7 protein-coding genes are annotated in these 18,101 nt (G+C 46.2%); all 7 read right to left on the bottom strand.

Annotation, left to right across the window (positions count from 1 at the left end; all coding sequences use genetic code 11):
• Window positions 1-10: 10 nt before the first annotated feature.
• The 7 genes from RT717_RS13195 to RT717_RS13165 all read right to left on the bottom strand — a co-directional run bounded on the left by RT717_RS13195 (window position 11) and on the right by RT717_RS13165 (window position 18,088).
• The gene (locus tag RT717_RS13195) at window positions 11-3,394 is read right to left on the bottom strand and encodes a VCBS repeat-containing protein (RefSeq protein ID WP_317492210.1); all 3,384 of its coding nucleotides are present in this window, start codon (window positions 3,392-3,394) and stop codon (window positions 11-13) included.
• Window positions 3,391-6,813: a VCBS repeat-containing protein gene (locus RT717_RS13190; protein WP_317492209.1), complete on the bottom strand. Its 3,423-nt coding sequence runs from the start codon at window positions 6,811-6,813 to the stop codon at window positions 3,391-3,393. The genes RT717_RS13195 and RT717_RS13190 overlap by 4 nt, the downstream gene beginning before the upstream one ends.
• Window positions 6,814-6,834: 21 nt before the next feature.
• Window positions 6,835-7,404, bottom strand: coding sequence for a hypothetical protein (locus tag RT717_RS13185; protein ID WP_317492208.1), 570 nt, complete (start codon window positions 7,402-7,404; stop codon window positions 6,835-6,837).
• A gap of 10 nt (window positions 7,405-7,414) precedes the next feature.
• Entirely contained in the window at window positions 7,415-10,801 is a 3,387-nt protein-coding gene (locus RT717_RS13180) for a VCBS repeat-containing protein (RefSeq protein WP_317492207.1), read from the bottom strand.
• Between the two features lie 131 nt (window positions 10,802-10,932).
• A complete protein-coding gene (locus tag RT717_RS13175; protein ID WP_317492206.1) occupies window positions 10,933-12,522 on the bottom strand; it encodes a RagB/SusD family nutrient uptake outer membrane protein in 1,590 nt (529 codons plus the stop codon).
• An 18-nt stretch (window positions 12,523-12,540) separates the two neighbouring features.
• Window positions 12,541-15,519, bottom strand: a complete 2,979-nt coding sequence (locus RT717_RS13170; RefSeq protein ID WP_317492205.1) for a SusC/RagA family TonB-linked outer membrane protein — start codon at window positions 15,517-15,519, stop codon at window positions 12,541-12,543.
• 598 nt (window positions 15,520-16,117) lie between these two features.
• Window positions 16,118-18,088 carry a plastocyanin/azurin family copper-binding protein gene (locus RT717_RS13165; protein ID WP_317492204.1) on the bottom strand — a complete coding sequence of 657 codons (1,971 nt, stop codon included), beginning with the start codon at window positions 18,086-18,088 and terminating at the stop codon, window positions 16,118-16,120.
• Window positions 18,089-18,101 lie beyond the last annotated feature (13 nt).

Raw genomic sequence — 18,101 nt, 5'->3', positions numbered from 1 at the left:
GGGTGCAAAATTAAAAAATATTCTCGACTGTATTGTTTAACATGTAAATGACGGGCTTATCGTTGTTTCTTGCAATGACGAAAAGCAGTTTTCCTGGAAAATGTAGCGTTTTGATGTCTTTTATCTCACCGGCGACCTTTAGCCCACTTTTTCTGGCGCTCACAGAGGTGAACTTCCCTTTTCCGTCTCCTAAAAGTACCAGGCCCTGGCTGGCGTCGTAAGTTCCAAAATAGGGGGAGCTGCTGAAGCTGTTTCCACCCAGCAACATGTCGATATGTCCGTCACCATTGAGGTCAGCTGTTTCGATAGCCGCAACGGGAGCAAACTGCGCCTCTACAGGCAAGGCATGAATGGTAAAGCCCTGATTGTTGATGTTTTCAATCCAAACTGACTGAAAGTTAGTAGCCTGCAAGTGGAGGCTGTTGTTCAGCGCCGTTTCGCCAAAAATTTCCTCTACCGTTTTGCCCGCAAAGTCTGCGTGTTTTACGAAATTCTTTTTCAAAGAGGGGATCTGCTTGATCAACTCGTCTTTGGTATTCACGGTGAAAACCCCTTGCGGAGTAGAGTAGCAAAGAACCTGATCCAGTGAGCCGTTGTCATCAAAGTCGTTGCTGTAGAGATGCATTGGAAACTCCAGCGATGCTTTGTGACGGCTGTTTGTTCCCAAATTACCAACGATAAAATCAGTATCACCGTCGTTGTCTACGTCACTTAGTTTCAAAGAACTCCACCATCCATTCGAATGCGAAAGTCCTTCGAAATAGAGCCTGGTAAGCTGCCCCTTGTTGTTACCATAAATGGCAATGGGCATCCATTGCCCAACGACCACAAGCTCAGGATAAGTATCGCCGTTGAGGTCGATCCACTGTGCATCGGTTACCATGCCCACCTCGCTCAGGGCAGGAGCGATGTCAGCGGTTGCGTCGATGAATTTGCCCGTACCATCATTGAGAAGCACATAGCTGAGTGGCAGCGCACCGTACTGCCCTGGCACCACCCGCCCCCCAACGAATAAGTCCTGGTCGCCATCCTGGTCAATGTCGGCGGCAGCGGCTACCGAACCGTGTTGGTAGGCGTCTGGCAGCCCGTTGCTCTGATCGGTAAATCCTCCAACTCCATTGTTGATTAAGAGCCTGTCCTTTAGATTACTATTTCGTGGAGAGAACTCGTTGCCTCCTGAAACAATATAGAGATCCGGAAGACCATCCCCATTGGCATCAAAAAAGAGGCAATTGGTTTCCTCCATTCTCATGTTGTCGACCTGGCGAGGCAGTAGCAAGTTAGAAAAGGTGGAGTCGCTGGCCGAAATGAAGAAAGAGCCCAATGCACCGGATGCATTGCCGATGTAGAAGTCGTCCCTTCCATCTGCGTTAAAGTCCACTACTGCGACTTTGGGACCTTCTTTGGAAACCAAATGAGGGATAAGAAACTCTCTATTGAAATCATTGAAGTTGTTTTCTTTGTGGATAAAGTCAATACCCAGGCTATCGGTTACGTCTGTCAATAAGGGGCGTTCTTTTCGTTCAACGGCACGGTAAAACAACTTGGCTTCAGTCTCGTCAAGCTGAATTGACCTATTGACTTCAACCTTTGTCAGAAGCTGCGTTTTTCCGCCAGGCCAAACCACCCTCAACGAGTCAAGTGTTTTGATCTCCCCAAGGCCAAAATGTACCCATGGACTCACGGAAGATTGAAAACCTCTGGCGACAAAATTTTCCTGATAAAAGACTTTACCACCTGCGTACGCAAACAATTTGGCGCCTATCCCAAACGTGTTTTTCCCCTTACCCAGTGGAATTACTTTTAAATACGATAGTTTTGTTTTGCTGGCCGACTCAGCCGTAGTGTTTCTATACAAGGAAGCGACCTCATTGATGTTGTTGACTATGAGGTCAAGGTCGCCGTCATTATCAAGGTCGGCGTAGGCGGCACCGTTGGATAGGGAAGGAGTTGTCATTCCCCATTGGTCGCTCACATCGGAGAAAGTCAGGTCTTTGTTGTTTCGGAACAGGTAGTTGTGCACAGTTCCGTCAGGCATTTCATCCACCAGCCGGCGATCACTCAAATTTGGATTATTGACGAGCCCGTCTCTTAAGTCCCTATTTGAAAGAAAATTGATGTAGTCCATATCATTGGGCCTCCTTTTGATACCGTTCGATATGAACAAGTCTTTGTAACCGTCATTGTCGTAGTCGGCGAGCAGGGGAGACCAGCTCCAGTCGGTGGCGTGGATACCAGCCAGCTGCCCGATCTCGGAAAAGTTGGGCAGCCCATCGCTTTGGACACCGTTGTTGAGCTGGAGCGCATTTCTGGTAAATTGCCGACCGTACCCAAATTTGAGCTTGAGACTATAAATCTCGTACGAGTCGTCACCGGCTGATCGCTTGATAATTTCTTCATCCTCAGGGAGCATGTCCAGCGAGATGATATCGATCAGACCGTCGTTGTTGTAGTCGGCCAAATCATTTCCCATGGAGAATCGGCTGGTGTGTCCAATTGTCTGCGCTATTGACTCAGTAAAGCTGACCAGCCCAAGCGTGTCCATCCCATTGTTGATGTACAGGTAGTCGTTTTCATTGAAATCGTTGGAAACGTAGATGTCTGGCCAGCCATCGGCGTTGACGTCACTGATGCCAACCCCAAGGCCATAGCCGATATTGCTTGAATAGATGCCAGCCTGTTTGGTCACACTGGTAAACTTCCCATTGTCGTTTTTGAAAAGCCTGTCTCCGGCGTTTCCATCATCGTATTTGCGTAGGGTAGCCCTCCCGTAACTTCGTTCGGTGTGCACCGAATGATTGAGCAGGTAGGCATCGAGATCGCCATCGAGGTCGTAGTCGAAAAATGCGGCCTGCGTGCTGAAGCCACTGAAATCCAAACCATACACGGATGCCTTTTCGGAGAATGTAAGGTCTCCGTTGTTAATAAAGAGCTGATTGGAGCCCTCAATACCCTTGTATTTACCCAGTCGGCATTGGTAAATATCGAGAAAGCCGTCACCGTTGATATCAACCATCGTCACGCCGGTTTTCCATGCGCCTGAGGCTGCCACGCCAGCTTTGTCAGTAATGTCCTCAAACGTCCAGTCGCCTTTGTTGATATATAGCTTGTTATCTTCCTGATTGGCAGAAAAATAGATGTCGAGCAGCCCATCGTTGTTTACATCACCAATGGCTACACCCCCTCCGTTGTAGAAGTAGAGGTAATCTATGAGGTTGAATTCTTCGTCTTCTGTGAGGGTGTTGGAAAAGGCAATATTCGTTTGATCATGTGAAGCTGCTTCAAACAAATGAGTGGCCTTAGGCTGCCCATCGTTGCAGCCTGAGAATAGCAGGAGACAAATACAAATCAGGCCTGGTAGCCCATATTTTGGATGACGCAGGTACAGCATCATTTGTTAATTTCGATTGTTTTCTGCGGAATAATGACAGAGGTTGGATGGTAGACAAACATTTGCAGCGCATCATTGTTGTTGGCTACGAGGAGCATTTGCTGGCTTCCTACCTTCATGAAGGACATTTCCCTTGCCTGACCTTTTAGTGAGAAGCCCGACTGCTTGGCTGAAATGTTTTTGAAGCCTCCCTGCCCGTTGCCTTGAAGCATCACACCATAACTGGCATCGTATCGGCCAACTTCAGGTTTAGTATCATAAAGATTACCTGCTAAAAGAATATCCGTCAACCCGTCCTGGTTAAAATCGTTGGCAAGAATAGAGTAGATTGGTGAAAACTGGGCTTCCTGTGGCAGTTTCACGATTTCAAAGTGCCCATTCGATTTATTAATAAGAGCCACTGATTCCAGCATATTTGCAGTAAGCCTGGAGGCATTCGCTAATTCCTCTGTGGTGAAAATGTCTTCCATTTTCTGTCCTTTGAAGTTCTCGTACTTCAGGTATTTCTTTTTGAGACCGGGTAGTTGCATCACCAGGTCATGCTTAAGTGCCACGGGATACGAGAAATCACCATTATACTGAGTCAGTATTTGCTCCAATGAGCCATTTTGATCGAAGTCGCTCAAAAAGAGGTTGATGGGTTTTTGAACTGAGGCTTTGAACCTGGAGTTCAGTCCGTGATTGCCCACAATGAAATCGGGCAGTTCATCACCATTGAGGTCGGCCATTTCAATGGCGTTCCACCAACCTTCAGTATTCGCAAAGCCAGCTTCGGTAGAGGTATTGGTAAACTTTCCTCCATCGTTTCTGAAAAGGTTTATTGCCATCCATTCTCCGACAACCAACAAATCCTGGTCACCGTCTGCGTCAACGTCTGACCAAACGGCGTCAGTAATCATTCCGATATTTTTGAGACCCGGCGCAATTGTGCTGCTAACTTCTTGGAAATTTCCCTGACCATCGTTTTGCAGGAGATAACCATTGCCGGGCACTCCATAGAAATAGGGCTTTGTTCTTATGCCTACAAACAAGTCCACGTCACCGTCGCCGTCATAGTCAGCTGCATTTACCGTTGAGCTACTTTCAAACTTATTGGCCGGAAGCACCTGGCCAGTTCTTTCAAAGCTGCCACTGCCTTTATTTATATAAAGACGATCGGATAGGGAAGGGGAGCTGTTTGTCACTTCACTACCTCCGCTGGCCACATACAGGTCATTTTTGCCATCGCCATTGGCATCAAATATGACACAATCTATGTCTTCAGCGCTCTTATCTTTTTCAAAAGTCAGCTTGCTTTCGGACCGAAAGGTTCCGTCGGGATTCTGGATAAACAGTTCGCCGGTCATTTCTCGTGCGCCACCGATAAACACATCTTCTCTTCCGTCGCCATTTACGTCGCCCTTGCACATGCACGGCCCTTCTGTCGACAACATATGAAAGATCAGCCTGTCTCTATCGAAATCGACGAACAGATTCTCTTTGTGCTTATAGTCTATACTTGCCTTTACCTGATCTGCGGCAATGGCCTCAAACATCGTTTCTCTGGAATTTGCGCCAGTTTTCATCTGATTGTTTTGTGAACTCACTCCATCTTTCTGGCTAAGAGTCAGTGTCTGCCTGGTGGGTACATCTGTCAGTATACTAACAGATCCATCTGGCCATTGCACAATCACGGAGTCGGCTTTGGAGGCCTTGCCCAATCCAATATTAGGGCGAAAGTCGACAGTTGACTGAAACCCTCTGATAGGCATTTGCTCGATATAGTGCCTGTTTCCTCCGGCGACGACAGTTATTTTGGTTCCAGTGGCAAATGTATTGTTTCCAACACCTTCCAATTTGAATTTCAAAAAACCATTGTCAGGGTTGAAATCTTCATTTTTGTTTTCATACAGGAATATCGGCATGTTCACATTGTTGACCACGAGGTCAAGATCACCGTCGTTGTCCAGGTCGCCATACGCAGACCCATTGGAGAAACTGGGCTGGCCCAACCCCAACTCTTTGGCTTTGTTGGTGAAAGAATAATTCTCGTTGTTCATGAAGCCATAGTTAGGCACAGCCTGAGAAGGTATCAATTCCACCAGCTGCTTGTAGTCAACTCCTTCCGACGAAATAATACGCTGAATAGTACTCTCTTCGGTGACAAACTTGAGGAAGTCCTGATTGGTCAGGTCCTGATAAATGCCGTTGGCAACAAAAATATCTTTATAGCCATTATTATCGAAATCGAAAATGAGCGCCCCCCAACTCCAGTCTGTAGCCGACACATTGGCCAGTCGCCCAATCTCACTAAAAGTATCGTCTCCGTTATTTAACTGGAGCATATTTCTGTTGAATTGGTGCCAGTATCCGTTGTCAAGGTTAAGTTTATATTTGTCCCAGTTTTCGAAAGTGGTAACGGTTTTGATCCGTTCCTCGGCTTCAGGCAGCATATCAGTAACGAAGATGTCGGAGTAGCCGTCGTTGTTGATATCGGCAAGGTCAGCGCCCATCGACGCAGCACTAATGCTCCTCATTTCTGATTCAAGCACCTCTCTAAAGCTACCATTTCCATTGTTCAGGTAAAGATAGTCCCTTTCAAAAAAGTCATTAGAAACATAGATGTCCAGCCAACCGTCTTTATTGATGTCGCCGATGGTAACGCCCAGGCCAAACCCGATGACGCTGCCGTAAATACCGGCTTCAATGCTCACGTCGCTATAGTGGCCGTCATCATTTCTAAATAGCTTGTCGCCACCCACATCATCTCTTATAGGTCGCTCGTTTTTTCGAAGGTTGAAGCTTCCTATTGCCTGATAGGAGTTATTGAGGAGGTAAAGATCCAGATCACCGTCATTGTCGTAGTCGAAAAAGGCCGCATGAGTTGAAAACCCCTGATCCGCTATTCCGTATTCTTCAGCGCTTTCTTTGAAAACAGGAAGCCCTTCCGCATCAAGCCCCTGGTTGATAAACAGTTCATTTTGTTTGTTGTCGCCCTTTATATCGCCTGAGTTGCAAACATAGATATCTATAAGGCCGTCGCCATTAACGTCGGCAAGACTTACACCAGTAGACCACGCCTTTGTTCCAGCTACACCTGCTGTCTTCGTTACGTCTTTGAAGTTGAAGTTACCCTGGTTAAGGTATAACTTGTTAGGCAACATATTGGCGGTCAGGTAGATGTCAATAAGCCCGTCGTTGTTCATGTCACCCAAACCTACACCACCTCCGTTGTAGTAGTTCCTGTAGGTATATATGTTAAATTCTTTGGTGAAAGTCAGGTTATTTTCAAAGTCGATACCGCTTTCACTGCTTTTCACTGTTCTGAAGAGGGTAGGGGCCGCATTGTCCAATTCCGACTGACAGGCGACAGTAAACACCAGTGTGATGATGGGAGCCACACGGCTAAGGAAAAAACTCTTCGCTGTTTGATATTTGGTCATTTTACCGTCTTTTGAAGGGGACTAGTTCTCTTTCTGTTTTTCTAATTCTGTGATCACTTTCATGTCTGAAAATACAGCTTGCACAAACTGGTCGTCTCTGATAAACAAGTTGATTCTCCGGCGCCCGTCCATTTTTGCATACACTTTGCCCTGATTTGGGTGATTAATCACCTGAAAATCGTCGCCGTACCAGATCTTAAATTGTTCATACATCTCTTCCAGTAGAACGTCCGACCAGTATTGCTTATTCCACGGTGCCCAGGCCTCATAGGTGAAGGTTACGGGCATCTCATATATTTTTTCCTCGTGAAACGACGGGTAGAACCTCATTATCACAGGAGCCTTGAATTCATTTTTTAGTTCGTATTGTACGCTTGTTGCGCCCGTACCATGGGCAAAAAGCTTTTTCTGATTCATTTCGGCGCAATACCGGAAGAACTCTTTGCGATCCATGCCAAAATGGAAGCCCAGGAAGAGACTGTCATAGTTTTCCTTCTTGTTATTGCTGCCAACCGAAGAATCACATGAAAAAAATAATGTGGTACCTAAAAACATGCAGGTAGCTATTGCACCAATTGATCTAAATTTCATTTTTATCATTTTAATAACTATAAAATTCCGGGACGTCATTATTTTTCCCTATTACTATCATTTGTTGGTTTCCCACTTTGATTTTTTGTGCTGACCTGATTTCTCCTTTGGTATGTATGCCGGACTCGGCACCTCTGACAGTGGTCAGGGTTCCTTTTCCATCACCCTTAAGCATTAAGCCATAGCTGGCGTCATAAATCCCTGTCTCCGGCTTTGCCCTGTATTGATTACCACCTAAAAATACATCCAAATGGCCGTCATTATCAAAATCCTCAACGAGCAGGGTGTATACAGGAGCAAATTGAGCCTCCAACGGAAGCGGTTGCGAGATAAACTGGCCATTGCCTTTGTTGAGAAGTAACTGGGAGGAGAGGTCATTGACTTGCAGAATGATAGAATTTGAAATTTGCTCGGAAGTAAATGCTTCATCCATGCCCTGGCCAACGTAGTTTTTGAATCGCAGGTATTTCTTTTTCAGTGCAGGTATTTGCATCACCATGTCTGTTCTCATGACCAGCGGCAGCTCCTTACCGCCGTCATAGCGGGTAAGTATTTGCTCCTTAGAACCGTTTCTGTCAAAGTCATTGATATACATCGAAATAGGCTCAAGCTGACTTGCTTTGAACCTCGAGTTCAAGCCGTGGTTGCCCACTACAAAGTCAATCAGACCGTCTTCATTAAAATCACCGGCAGCCACAACCTGATACCAGCCACCGGAACCAGTCAAGCCAGACGTATTAGAGGACTCAACAAATTTCCCATCTCGGTTAAGAAAAACCCTTATTGGCATCCAGTCTCCAACGACCACCAGGTCCACTGCTCCATCGTTGTTCACGTCGCTCCAAAGCGCATCGGTGATCATACCTATGCTGTTGAGCTCTGGTGCAAATTCAACGGTGACATTCTGGAATATACCTTGGCCGTCGTTGTTGAGAAGGTAGCCATTTTTTGGTTCTCCATAAAACCCTGGCGTCATCCGCACGCCCACAAAAAGATCAGTGTCCCCGTCATTGTCATAGTCCATCGCTCTTACCACCGATGTGCTTTCCAATTTGGTGCTGGTAGGGAGAATTTGCTGGCTTTTCTCAAACTGGCCTTTCCCGGTGTTGATATAGAGCCGATCAACCAGAGAAAGAGAAATGTTGGGTACTTCGTTGCTTCCACTGGTGACATACAAATCGGGCAAATTGTCTCCATTGGCATCGAAAAACACGCAGTCGGTATCCTCAGCTTCTTTGTCGCCATCAAAAAGCTGACTCGATGTTTCCTGGAAGTTGCCGTCTTTGGTTTGTTTGAACAGCCTGCCACCTTGCCCTTTCGCACCTCCGATGTAGAAGTCGTCCCGGCCGTCGCCATTGATGTCGGCCACACAGGTGCAGGGGCCTTCATTGGAAAGCATGTTGAATAGCAGGCGTTCCTTGTCGAAATCTACAAACGAACTTTCGATATGCTTGAAATTCACTCCCTTAGGGGAAGTTTCCCGGGTGAATATCGTTTTATGTGGACCGCTAGTTGCCGCATTTGGTTTTCTTATTCCCTCTGCCTGGAAGAACTCAACTGTTTTGTCGGGGGAGAGATTTGTCGATACAGAAATCGTTTCATTGGGCCATTCCACCACCAGCGAATCGATCATATCGATTGGGCCGAGTCCGAAATGCAAACGATAGTCGACTGACGACATGAATCCTCTCATGGGAGAAAGCTCCTGATAAAACACCTGGCCGTTGCTAAAGATTGTTACCTTTGAGCCCACGGCAAAATAGTTTTGTTGTTCGCCACGCAGCGAGACGGTCAGGCTGTGATTTTCCTGGTGCTGTTCTTTGGTGTTGTTTCTATACACAAAGGCAGGCATGTTCACATTGTTGAGAACCAGGTCCAGGTCTCCATCGTTGTCCAGGTCACCATAGGCAGAGCCATTGGAAAAAGAGGGCAGGTCTAGTCCCCACTGGCTGGCGAAGTTTTCGAAATGCAGGTTGTTGATGTTTTTGAAAGCATAGTTAGGCACCTTGTTGGAGGGAATAGAGTCTATTAGCTGCTTTATCACATTGTTTTTCTGCTGAAGGATGCTCCTTACTACCTCCGGATCTCCGATGAAATTTACATAGTCCTGATCAAGCAGGTCTTTCCCAATGCCATTGGCAACGAAAATGTCTTTTAATCCATCGTTATCCATGTCAAAGATCAGCGCACCCCAACTCCAGTCGGTGGCATGTGTACCTGTTAGTCTTGAAACTTCGGAGAAGCTAAGCTTACCGTCGGGCCCGATGCCATTGTTAAGTTGAAGCACGTTTCGGCTAAATTGGTGGTAGTATCCCTGATCGACACTTACCTGATATTTGTCCCACTTTTCGAACTGTGTGGTGGTTTTAAGCCTGGCATCGCCCTCCGGGAGCATCTCCGTTACAAAAACCTCAGGTAGGCCGTCGTTGTTGATATCGGCCATGTCCGCACCCATCGAGCCCATGCTAAGCTCCCTGATATAACTTTCGAGATCTTCAGTGAAGGTGCCATCCTGGTTATTGATATAGAGGTAATCTTTTTCAAAAAAATCGTTCGAAACGTAGATGTCTGACCAGCCATCTTTGTTGAGGTCACCAATGGTCACACCAAGTCCAAACCCAATGGCACTGGTGTAAATACCTGCTTGCTGGCTTACATTGGTAAATTTCCCGCCATCGTTTCTGTAGAGCTTGTTTCCACCATCCAGGTCGGGAATGTCACGCTGCCCTTTTCGCAGGTCATAGCCACCGACAGTTCGGATGCTGTTATTCAGAAGGTACAAATCGAGGTCCCCGTCTTTGTCATAGTCGAAAAAAGCTGCGTGAACAGAGAGCCCAATATCTGCTAACCCATAAGCCACAGCCTGGTTAGTAAAATGAGGGCCGTTAACGGTATCTCCGTCGTTGATCAGCAGCTCATTGCTTCGATTGGGGCCTCCTGACGGGCCTGACTTACAAAGGTAAATATCCAGCCAGCCGTCTGCGTTGATGTCGACCATGCTTACACCAGTAGTCCACACTTCCTGGCTGGTAATGCCGGCTTTGCCCGAAATGTCATCAAACTTAAAATTGCCTCTGTTGAGGTAAAGCTTATTGTCCACCAGGTTGCCTGAAAAAAATATGTCGATGAGTCCGTCATTATTGACATCGCCAAGGCCGACGCCGCCACCGTTGAAGAAATTTCTAAACGTGTAGGGGTTGAGTTCTTCGGTGTAGGTTAGTTCATTGTTAAACTCGATGCCTGTGGAACTGGCATCAAGAAGCGAAAATAGGGGAGTGGTCTGGGTTGGCGCTTTTGCGGCCTGGTTGCAGCCATTTAAAAATACTGCAATCAAAATAAGATAAATAATTGTCGACTGAATTGATTTCACTTCCCCTCTGTCTGAAATAAGTTGCAAATTAAGCAATTGGCTATTGCCATGCGTTTTTTTGGTGAAAGGAATGCTAAAAAATAGGACTCCTGAGCAAGCAGCTCAGGAGTCCATATTTTTTGGATGATTTCCAGAGTGAGGAAATCGCCCTGATTTAATTAATTGTATCCAGGGTTCTGAACCAGCTTGTCGTTAGAATCGATTTGCTGCTGAGGGATCGGGAAGATGATTTCATGAGTGTCCGCAGGATCAGCTGCTTTTGCCCACCACGCATCGTGCCATTTGCCAAAGCGAATCTGATCTTGACGACGAGTCATTTCTACGTACATTTCTCTTCCTCTTTCTTCAAACAACATGTCGCTGGTTAAAGTAGTGAAAGGATCTACGCCAGCTCTTTCACGGATTTGGTTAACCAAAACCAATGCTTCACCTGTATTGCCCATCCTGAACTTGGCTTCCGCCAAAGAAAGAATGATGTCTCCCAACCTGAAAATAACGAAGTCATTGCTCATGTTGTTAGTACCACCACGCTCAATTTCGTATTTACCAATTCTGGCACCACCTTGTCTCCATCCATTGGGGAATAACTCATTCAAAGCAGGCGTGAAAGTAAGATCCGGACCGTCAGGGTCAGCGGCATCCACTCCCGGATCCTGTGTTCTCGTGCCATCAGGATTGAATTGCGGACCAACAAGGAAGTTAGACAAACGGTCATCCTGAGTACCAGTAGAAGGCTCCAATGCCAAGCCAGCCCAAACATCACCTTGTGGACCAGGGTTCTTTACCGGATCGATATAAGAATTGTAAAACTCTTCTACCGTTTGATAACCATTCCAGGGCTGCTGAGTCAAGCTGAAAGTAGTTTGACTAGCAAGGTGAAGGGTCATCATTACCCAGTTAAATCCGCCGGCAAACACCTTGTCATAAGGATATACATAGATGTTTTCTCCGGAATTCTGATTACTGATGGCGAAGTTATCTGAGTAAACTGGCTCCAGTGAGTAAAGCCCGCTGTTGATGATCTGCTCCGCTGCATCAGCTGCTTTGGCCCATTGGGCTGTTCCAGTGTACACTTCTGCGTTCAGGTACATCTTTGTTTTAATAGCAAGGGCAGCCCATTTGGTCATCCTTCCATAAGTTGCAGCTGTTTTCTCGGTAGGGAGCAGACCAATTACCGCATCCAACTCAGACTCAATGAAGTTGTATACTTCCTGTCTTGGTGCATTTGTCGGCGGCTCAGTGTCAGTAAAGTCAGTCACCAAAGGAATGTTGCCAAAGGCATCCATTCCCCAATAGTACCAAAGCGCTCTCACCGCTCTCAATTCTGCAATAAATGCGTCGGCCTGAGGTGTTCCCAGCTGCTCAAATGAGTAGATCAACCGGTTGGTGGTGTTGATGCCACCATAGATCATTCCCCAGGCACTGTTGAACAGCCCGTTGTTGGCAGGGAAGTTGTGCTCATGAAGCTGAATAAGTACACCACCATCGTACCAGTCACCACCCTTTTGGCTAATTGCAATTTCATCAGATGAAATTTCATTGATTGACCAAAGGTTGAAGTGGTTGCCCAGTCCGCCAAAGGCTGAATAAGCCTGGCCAAGTGCTGCAATGAATTCTTCTTCATTTTTGAAGAAGTTGTCCGCAGTAATATCGCTATATAACTCTTCTTCCAGGTCGGTACAAGACTGACTAAAAACTGTCAATCCCAGCCCAACTAAAAGAATACGTCTTAAGAATGATTTTTTCATTTTTTAATTCTTTAAAGTTTAGAATCCAAGATTGATGCCGAAAGTAAATATGCGAGTGGTGAAGTAGGTCACCCTTCTTTCAATACCGGGAGACAGGGGATCATCGTTGTTTGGGTTTGAATCGTCTCCAGAGTCAACAAATCTCACCTCGGGATCAATGCCCGTGTAACCTGTAACAACAAATGGGTTCTGCGCTGATAAATAAACTCTAAAGTTACTAAAAGCACTTCCAGGAGCCAGATTTACTCTGTAGCCAACCGTAGCGTTGTCAAGCTTGACAAAATCTCCCTTTTCTACATGTATGCTGTTTACTTTAGCATCTTTAATCTCAGGATCGAAATACTTGGTGTTTACTACATTGTAGTTATCAGTTGTAGTACCCTGAGTGTTCTCATAGAAACCTCTGTAGGAGTTGTAAAGCTCATGGCCCACAGCACCCCTGAAGAACAAGTTCACATCAAAGTTTTTATAAGTAAACGAGTTGTTGAAACCGAAAGTGAAGGCAGGCAAACCATTTCCAACAACGGTTCTGTCGTCATCGCAATCACAGAAAGTGCCGTCGCCATCGATATCTTTGAATTCCGGTGTGCCGTTGTCAAGGATACCCACTTGAACAGGCCCCCAAAGCTGACCCAGTTTTTCACCTTCTTTCACACGAACAAGGTTAGTAGCATTCTGACCAGGAGATCCCATGTTGGCTCTGTAAAGAACGCCTCCGCTACCAAAACTCAAATCACCAGAAGTCAAGCTAACCACCGTCGTGCTGAATGTTGAGAGGTTGATGCCGGGTGTCCAGCTGAAGTCAGAAGTGTTCACAGCTGCATAGTTGAAGGCAGCTTCGAATCCAATATTCTCCAACTCACCAATGTTTACCAACGTTTGTCCAAACAAGTTGGGTGGTACCGGCACGTTTACTAATAGGATGAGATCTTTGGTATTTCTTTTGTAGAAGTCTAATGTACCAGTCAATCTGCTATCGAGGGCGGCGAAATCCAAACCAAAGTCGATTTCGTTTTTAGTTTCCCAGGCAAGATCAGGATTGGCATTGGATACCGGGCCGTAAGAAGGTACGTAGGCTCCATCGATAAAGAAGTTGCCCTGACGCCCGAACCTTTGAAGAGATGCATAAGACTGACTTGGCTGGTTACCTGTGATACCCCAGCTAGCTCTGAACTTCAAGCTGTTAACACCAGGGAGGTCAAACAGATTTGAAAGCGTAACACCACCGCTTACGGCAGGGAATAAGCCCCACTTGTTGTTAGCCCCAAACCTTGTAGATCCTTCGTAACGAGCACTGGCTGAAAGGAAATAGGTTCCCTGATAGTTCATGTTGGCCCTGCCAAAAAATGCCACCAGTTTGTTGGAGTTCTTGTAACTTGAGATGGTACCAAGTCCATTGGCAAAGTCAAGTGCAGCTCCCATGTTATTGTAGGTAAAAGCATCAGTCAGGAAGTTGCCACCCTGCATGTAATTGCCTTCGTTCTGGAAGTCCTGGTAAGAATAACCACCCAATAGAGCGATGTTGGCATCACCTGCTGAGATGTCGTAGTTAACTGTTGTTTCGAACAGTTCGTTGAACCTGTCGTTACGTGAGATGTCAGCGAGACCAGCTCTACCAAATCCACCACCAAACTTGGCAGTTTTAGGAGAATAATTGCCTCTCCAGTCACTTTCCCACTGGCGAGAATAAAACACCGCAGCCCTGAAGTTGCTGGTGAAATTGTATTCGCCACGGATGCTTGTCAACAAACGAGTGTCTTTGCCATCGTGAATATTCTGCTCAGCAATAGAAAGAGGGTTGTACCAGTCGAAAATGTCCCTTTCTGCATAGCCTGCAAAGTTACCACCAGCAGTAGGGCTGGTTGTGGTGTTGTCATAGATAGGCATTGTTGGGTTGGTAATAATGCCATAACGGAATGAGTTGGCATCGCCATAAGTGGCGTCTTTCGAAGTGGACGAAATGTTCACAGTGAAAACCGCCTTGTCGTTCAGTGCCTTTTGAGTAAGGTTCAATCGACCATTAAGTTGCTGGAAACCAGAGTTGATACCCACACCTTCGGCATCACGCACGTTTAGCGATGCACGGTAGGTAGTGCTGCTTGTTCCTCCACCAAGTGACAGGTTGTGCACTTGAGAGTAGGCGGTTTTTGTGAGTACATCGAGCCAGTCGGTGTCTGAGCCAAGGTCGATGGCGCCAGGAAGCTTCTTGTACTCCGTTGCGTCCATCACAGGAATTTTTCTTGCAACATTTTCCATAGCAATGGATCCGTTGTATTCAACAGATACTTTACCAGCTTTACCAGACTTGGTCGTAATAAGAATTACTCCACTGGAACCTCTCGTTCCGTAGATCGCAGCTGCAGATCCGTCTTTCAAAACGTCGATAGAAGCAATGTCGTTAGGGTCAACTGTGTTTAGCGAACCGCCGATCACACCATCGATAACAACAAGCGGTTCAGCGTTGGCACCTACTGTTGACACACCTCTCAGGCGAATTTGAAACCCACCGTTGGGGTCACCACCAGGTCTTACTACGTTCAAACCAGCCACTTTGCCCTGTAGAAGCTGAGCGGGGCTGTTTACTGTTCCTTTATTAAAGTCTTCGGCTTTTACACTAGTTACTGAACTAGTGATCTCTTTTTTGTCCTGAGTACCGTATCCCACCACCACTACTTCACTAAGTGATTGCACATCAAGCTCAAGGGCAGCATCAATGACTGCTCTGGAACCCACAACAATAACCTGCGGGGTGTAGCCAACAAAAGAAAAAGAAATAGAAGCATTTGCACCCACACTAATAGTATAGTTTCCATTAATGTCTGTGACTGTACCATTGGAGGTTCCAGCCTCCAAAATGTTAACACCCGGTAGGCCTTCTCCGGATTCCGCATCTGTTACCTTTCCGCTGACTTGCCTGTCTTGTGCCAGCACCTGACCCACTGTCAGTGCCACAAGACAAACCACAGGGAAAACGTACTTCAGTAGTCGTTGTCTCATAAAAATGTAGTTTAATAGTTGTTTGGTAAAACTTGTTTAAAGTGATCTACTCGTCCGTTTCGGGACTGCCGAAATATAGCCAAACATGCAGAAGCATGAAGAGCAAATGTTGCGATAGTCCTTTTTAGACGGGTGAAAATCCTTACAATTTTCTTAAAAAAAATCAATTTAGCTAAAATATAAGGCTAAAAAAATTCAAACAAAAACGTTTTTGTTGTCATTATAATAATGTAATCGTTTGCGAAAACGTTTCCGTAAATGCCCCGTGAAATCTTGGAAAAGTATAATTGGCAATAGAACTTATGCTTTGTTGAGTAATTCTCAAAGAGGATTTTGATTCATTTGAAAAACCTCAACTTTTTGGCTTTCTACGCCCTCAAAGGCGTGGAATTCGAGCGGTGCCATCGGCAGATACCTGGAAAGGAGATGGGGCAATTACTTTGTGTGCGATTGCCTGCGTATATCGCTACCGATGGTTATCGCAGGTTATGTGCTGCTGATTGAAAGAGTTGGATCGACCTCCTTTATCCACCGGATGGATAGTTCAGGTGGATAAAGGAGATGGCGATGTTGGCTGTCCACCGCTACCCAATGTGTTTTATTCAACAATTAGTGTGCCTCTCATGCTGGCAGCATGACCGGGAAAGGTACACACATAGGTGTATCTGCCTGGCGCTGTAGGTGCTTCAAAATAGATAACATCTTTTTCGCCAGGGCCTATTAGCTTGGTATGATAAAGAACTTCCTCTGCCTCCGGAATATAAGCTTTGCTTTGTCCTTCCAAACCAAGGTCAATGGCCAACTGAGCAATTTTGTCGGCAGCGCCTGGTTTCACAATAACCATGTTGTGAAGCATATCGTCAGGATTGTTGAACTCCATCTTGATCTTACTTCCGGCCTTTACGGTTATTTCAGATTGGTCAAATTTGAGGCCTGGAACAGGCTCCAACGTAACGGTCTGATCTGGCCCGTTAGTCCAGGATGCAGGCATCTCAACTACTCGTTTGCTACTTGTCACATTGGTAGTGCCAGCTGCTGACGCCTTGTGGTCAGAATGATCGGCCGATTCGCCACTTCCCCTTACCCGGCCAGGCACATTGTTCATGGTGTAGTAGCCGGTGTTGTGAAGCAGGGTTTGTCCTTTGCTGTTTTTCACTCCTGCAGGCTTCACTTCATATATATAGCCATCCCTTACCTGATCAATGACAAGCTTCACTCTTAGTTGGTCGGAGCTAACTTCCACACTGGTTATGTTTCTTTTTTGAAGGTCGGTTACAGGGCTGCCATAGTTGTGATGGTACAGATACGTAAAATCCTGAACTGAGTAGTTAGACGGATTGGAAGCTGTGGCGAGATCCACTTTCTCAGTGAATTCAATGCTAAAGCCGTCTTCCAATGCTCGAATTGTCTTCATCTCAAATGGAAGCTTTCCGGTGTACTGAAGTTTTTCCAAACCGAAGTTGTCCTGTCCGGTTGAAGACCAGCCTCTGCTCGTCATGCCCACGTAAATAACATCTCTTTTCGGTGACCACTGCATGCGAAGAATACCAGATGAAAACCCCTCCCTAAAAGGAAAGCAAACGCCCTGGTATTGGCCATTTACTTTTTCCTGGTACACCCTCATGATTTTGCTATGCCCCTGGTCGCCAACAAGAAACTGATTTTTGAAAGGCCCAAAATTGTCGTTGTCGATTAGCAGAATGTCGGAAGTAGAGATGCCCATCAGCGTATGAGGGAACCAAACGCTCGGAGCTTTCATCTCAGGCACAATCTGGGCATATTCATGCAGGGTGTAGCCAAGCGTGTCCACGATGTCCTCCATTTTCAAGCTGATAGGGGAGCCTTTTTCCCCAGACCATTTGAGCCCTTCAGGGTGCCCAACAAAATCGCCCGACTCTATGTGGGTCATTCTGCCAGAACCCACCCAGTCGCCCTGGTTTTCTGCATAGAAGATATCTCCTTCGGCATTGACATTGAAACCGGCCGGTGAACGCATGCCCACGGCAATGGGGGTCATTTTTCCATCGGGAGTAATTTTTACCATCCATCCATGCCATTTTGAAAGACTGGCACCACGACCAACCCAACCAAGGTTGAGCGTTACTATCATGTCGCCATTTGGCAAGATCAGCGGGCCATAAGAGTATTCATGGTAATTGGCAGCAAGCGGCCAGCTGTAAATCGTTTCATATCTGTCGGCCTTACCGTCTTTATTAAGGTCGGACAACCTGGTTAATTCGCCTCTTTGAGCTGTGTAAAAAATACCGTCTCTGAATGCCAGCCCCAACGGCTCATGCAATCCCGTGGCATATTTTTTAAATATCGGAGTGCTGCCAGACGGGTTTTCAATCAGCCATATGTCGCCTCTTCTGGTACTTACTCCAAGCTTCCCATTGTCATCAAAAGCCAGACCACCAACTTCTAATACGATGTCAGAGGGAATGGGAACTTTTGAGATGCTAAAATGAGCGGCCTCCTTTTTTTGGATATCCGTTTGGGCCTGTACGCTAGCAGACAATCCAATAAACAGTATAAGAAGTATATGCGAAGTTGTGTTTTTAAATTTCATAACGTTGGATACA

This window comes from Imperialibacter roseus (assembly GCF_032999765.1).
In the GTDB taxonomy this organism is placed as follows: Bacteria; Bacteroidota; Bacteroidia; order Cytophagales; family Cyclobacteriaceae; genus Imperialibacter; species Imperialibacter roseus.
This window is presented reverse-complemented; position numbering and strand designations above follow the sequence as displayed.

Excerpts from the sequence above, each read along its gene's own strand:
- RT717_RS13195 (WP_317492210.1), bottom strand. The coding sequence starts at position 3,394 with ATGATGCTGTACCTGCGTCATCCAAAATATGGGCTACCAGGCCTGATT.
- RT717_RS13190 (WP_317492209.1), bottom strand. The coding sequence starts at position 6,813 with ATGACCAAATATCAAACAGCGAAGAGTTTTTTCCTTAGCCGTGTGGCT.
- RT717_RS13185 (WP_317492208.1), bottom strand. The coding sequence starts at position 7,404 with ATGAAATTTAGATCAATTGGTGCAATAGCTACCTGCATGTTTTTAGGT.
- RT717_RS13175 (WP_317492206.1), bottom strand. The coding sequence starts at position 12,522 with ATGAAAAAATCATTCTTAAGACGTATTCTTTTAGTTGGGCTGGGATTG.
- RT717_RS13170 (WP_317492205.1), bottom strand. The coding sequence starts at position 15,519 with ATGAGACAACGACTACTGAAGTACGTTTTCCCTGTGGTTTGTCTTGTG.
- RT717_RS13165 (WP_317492204.1), bottom strand. The coding sequence starts at position 18,088 with ATGAAATTTAAAAACACAACTTCGCATATACTTCTTATACTGTTTATT.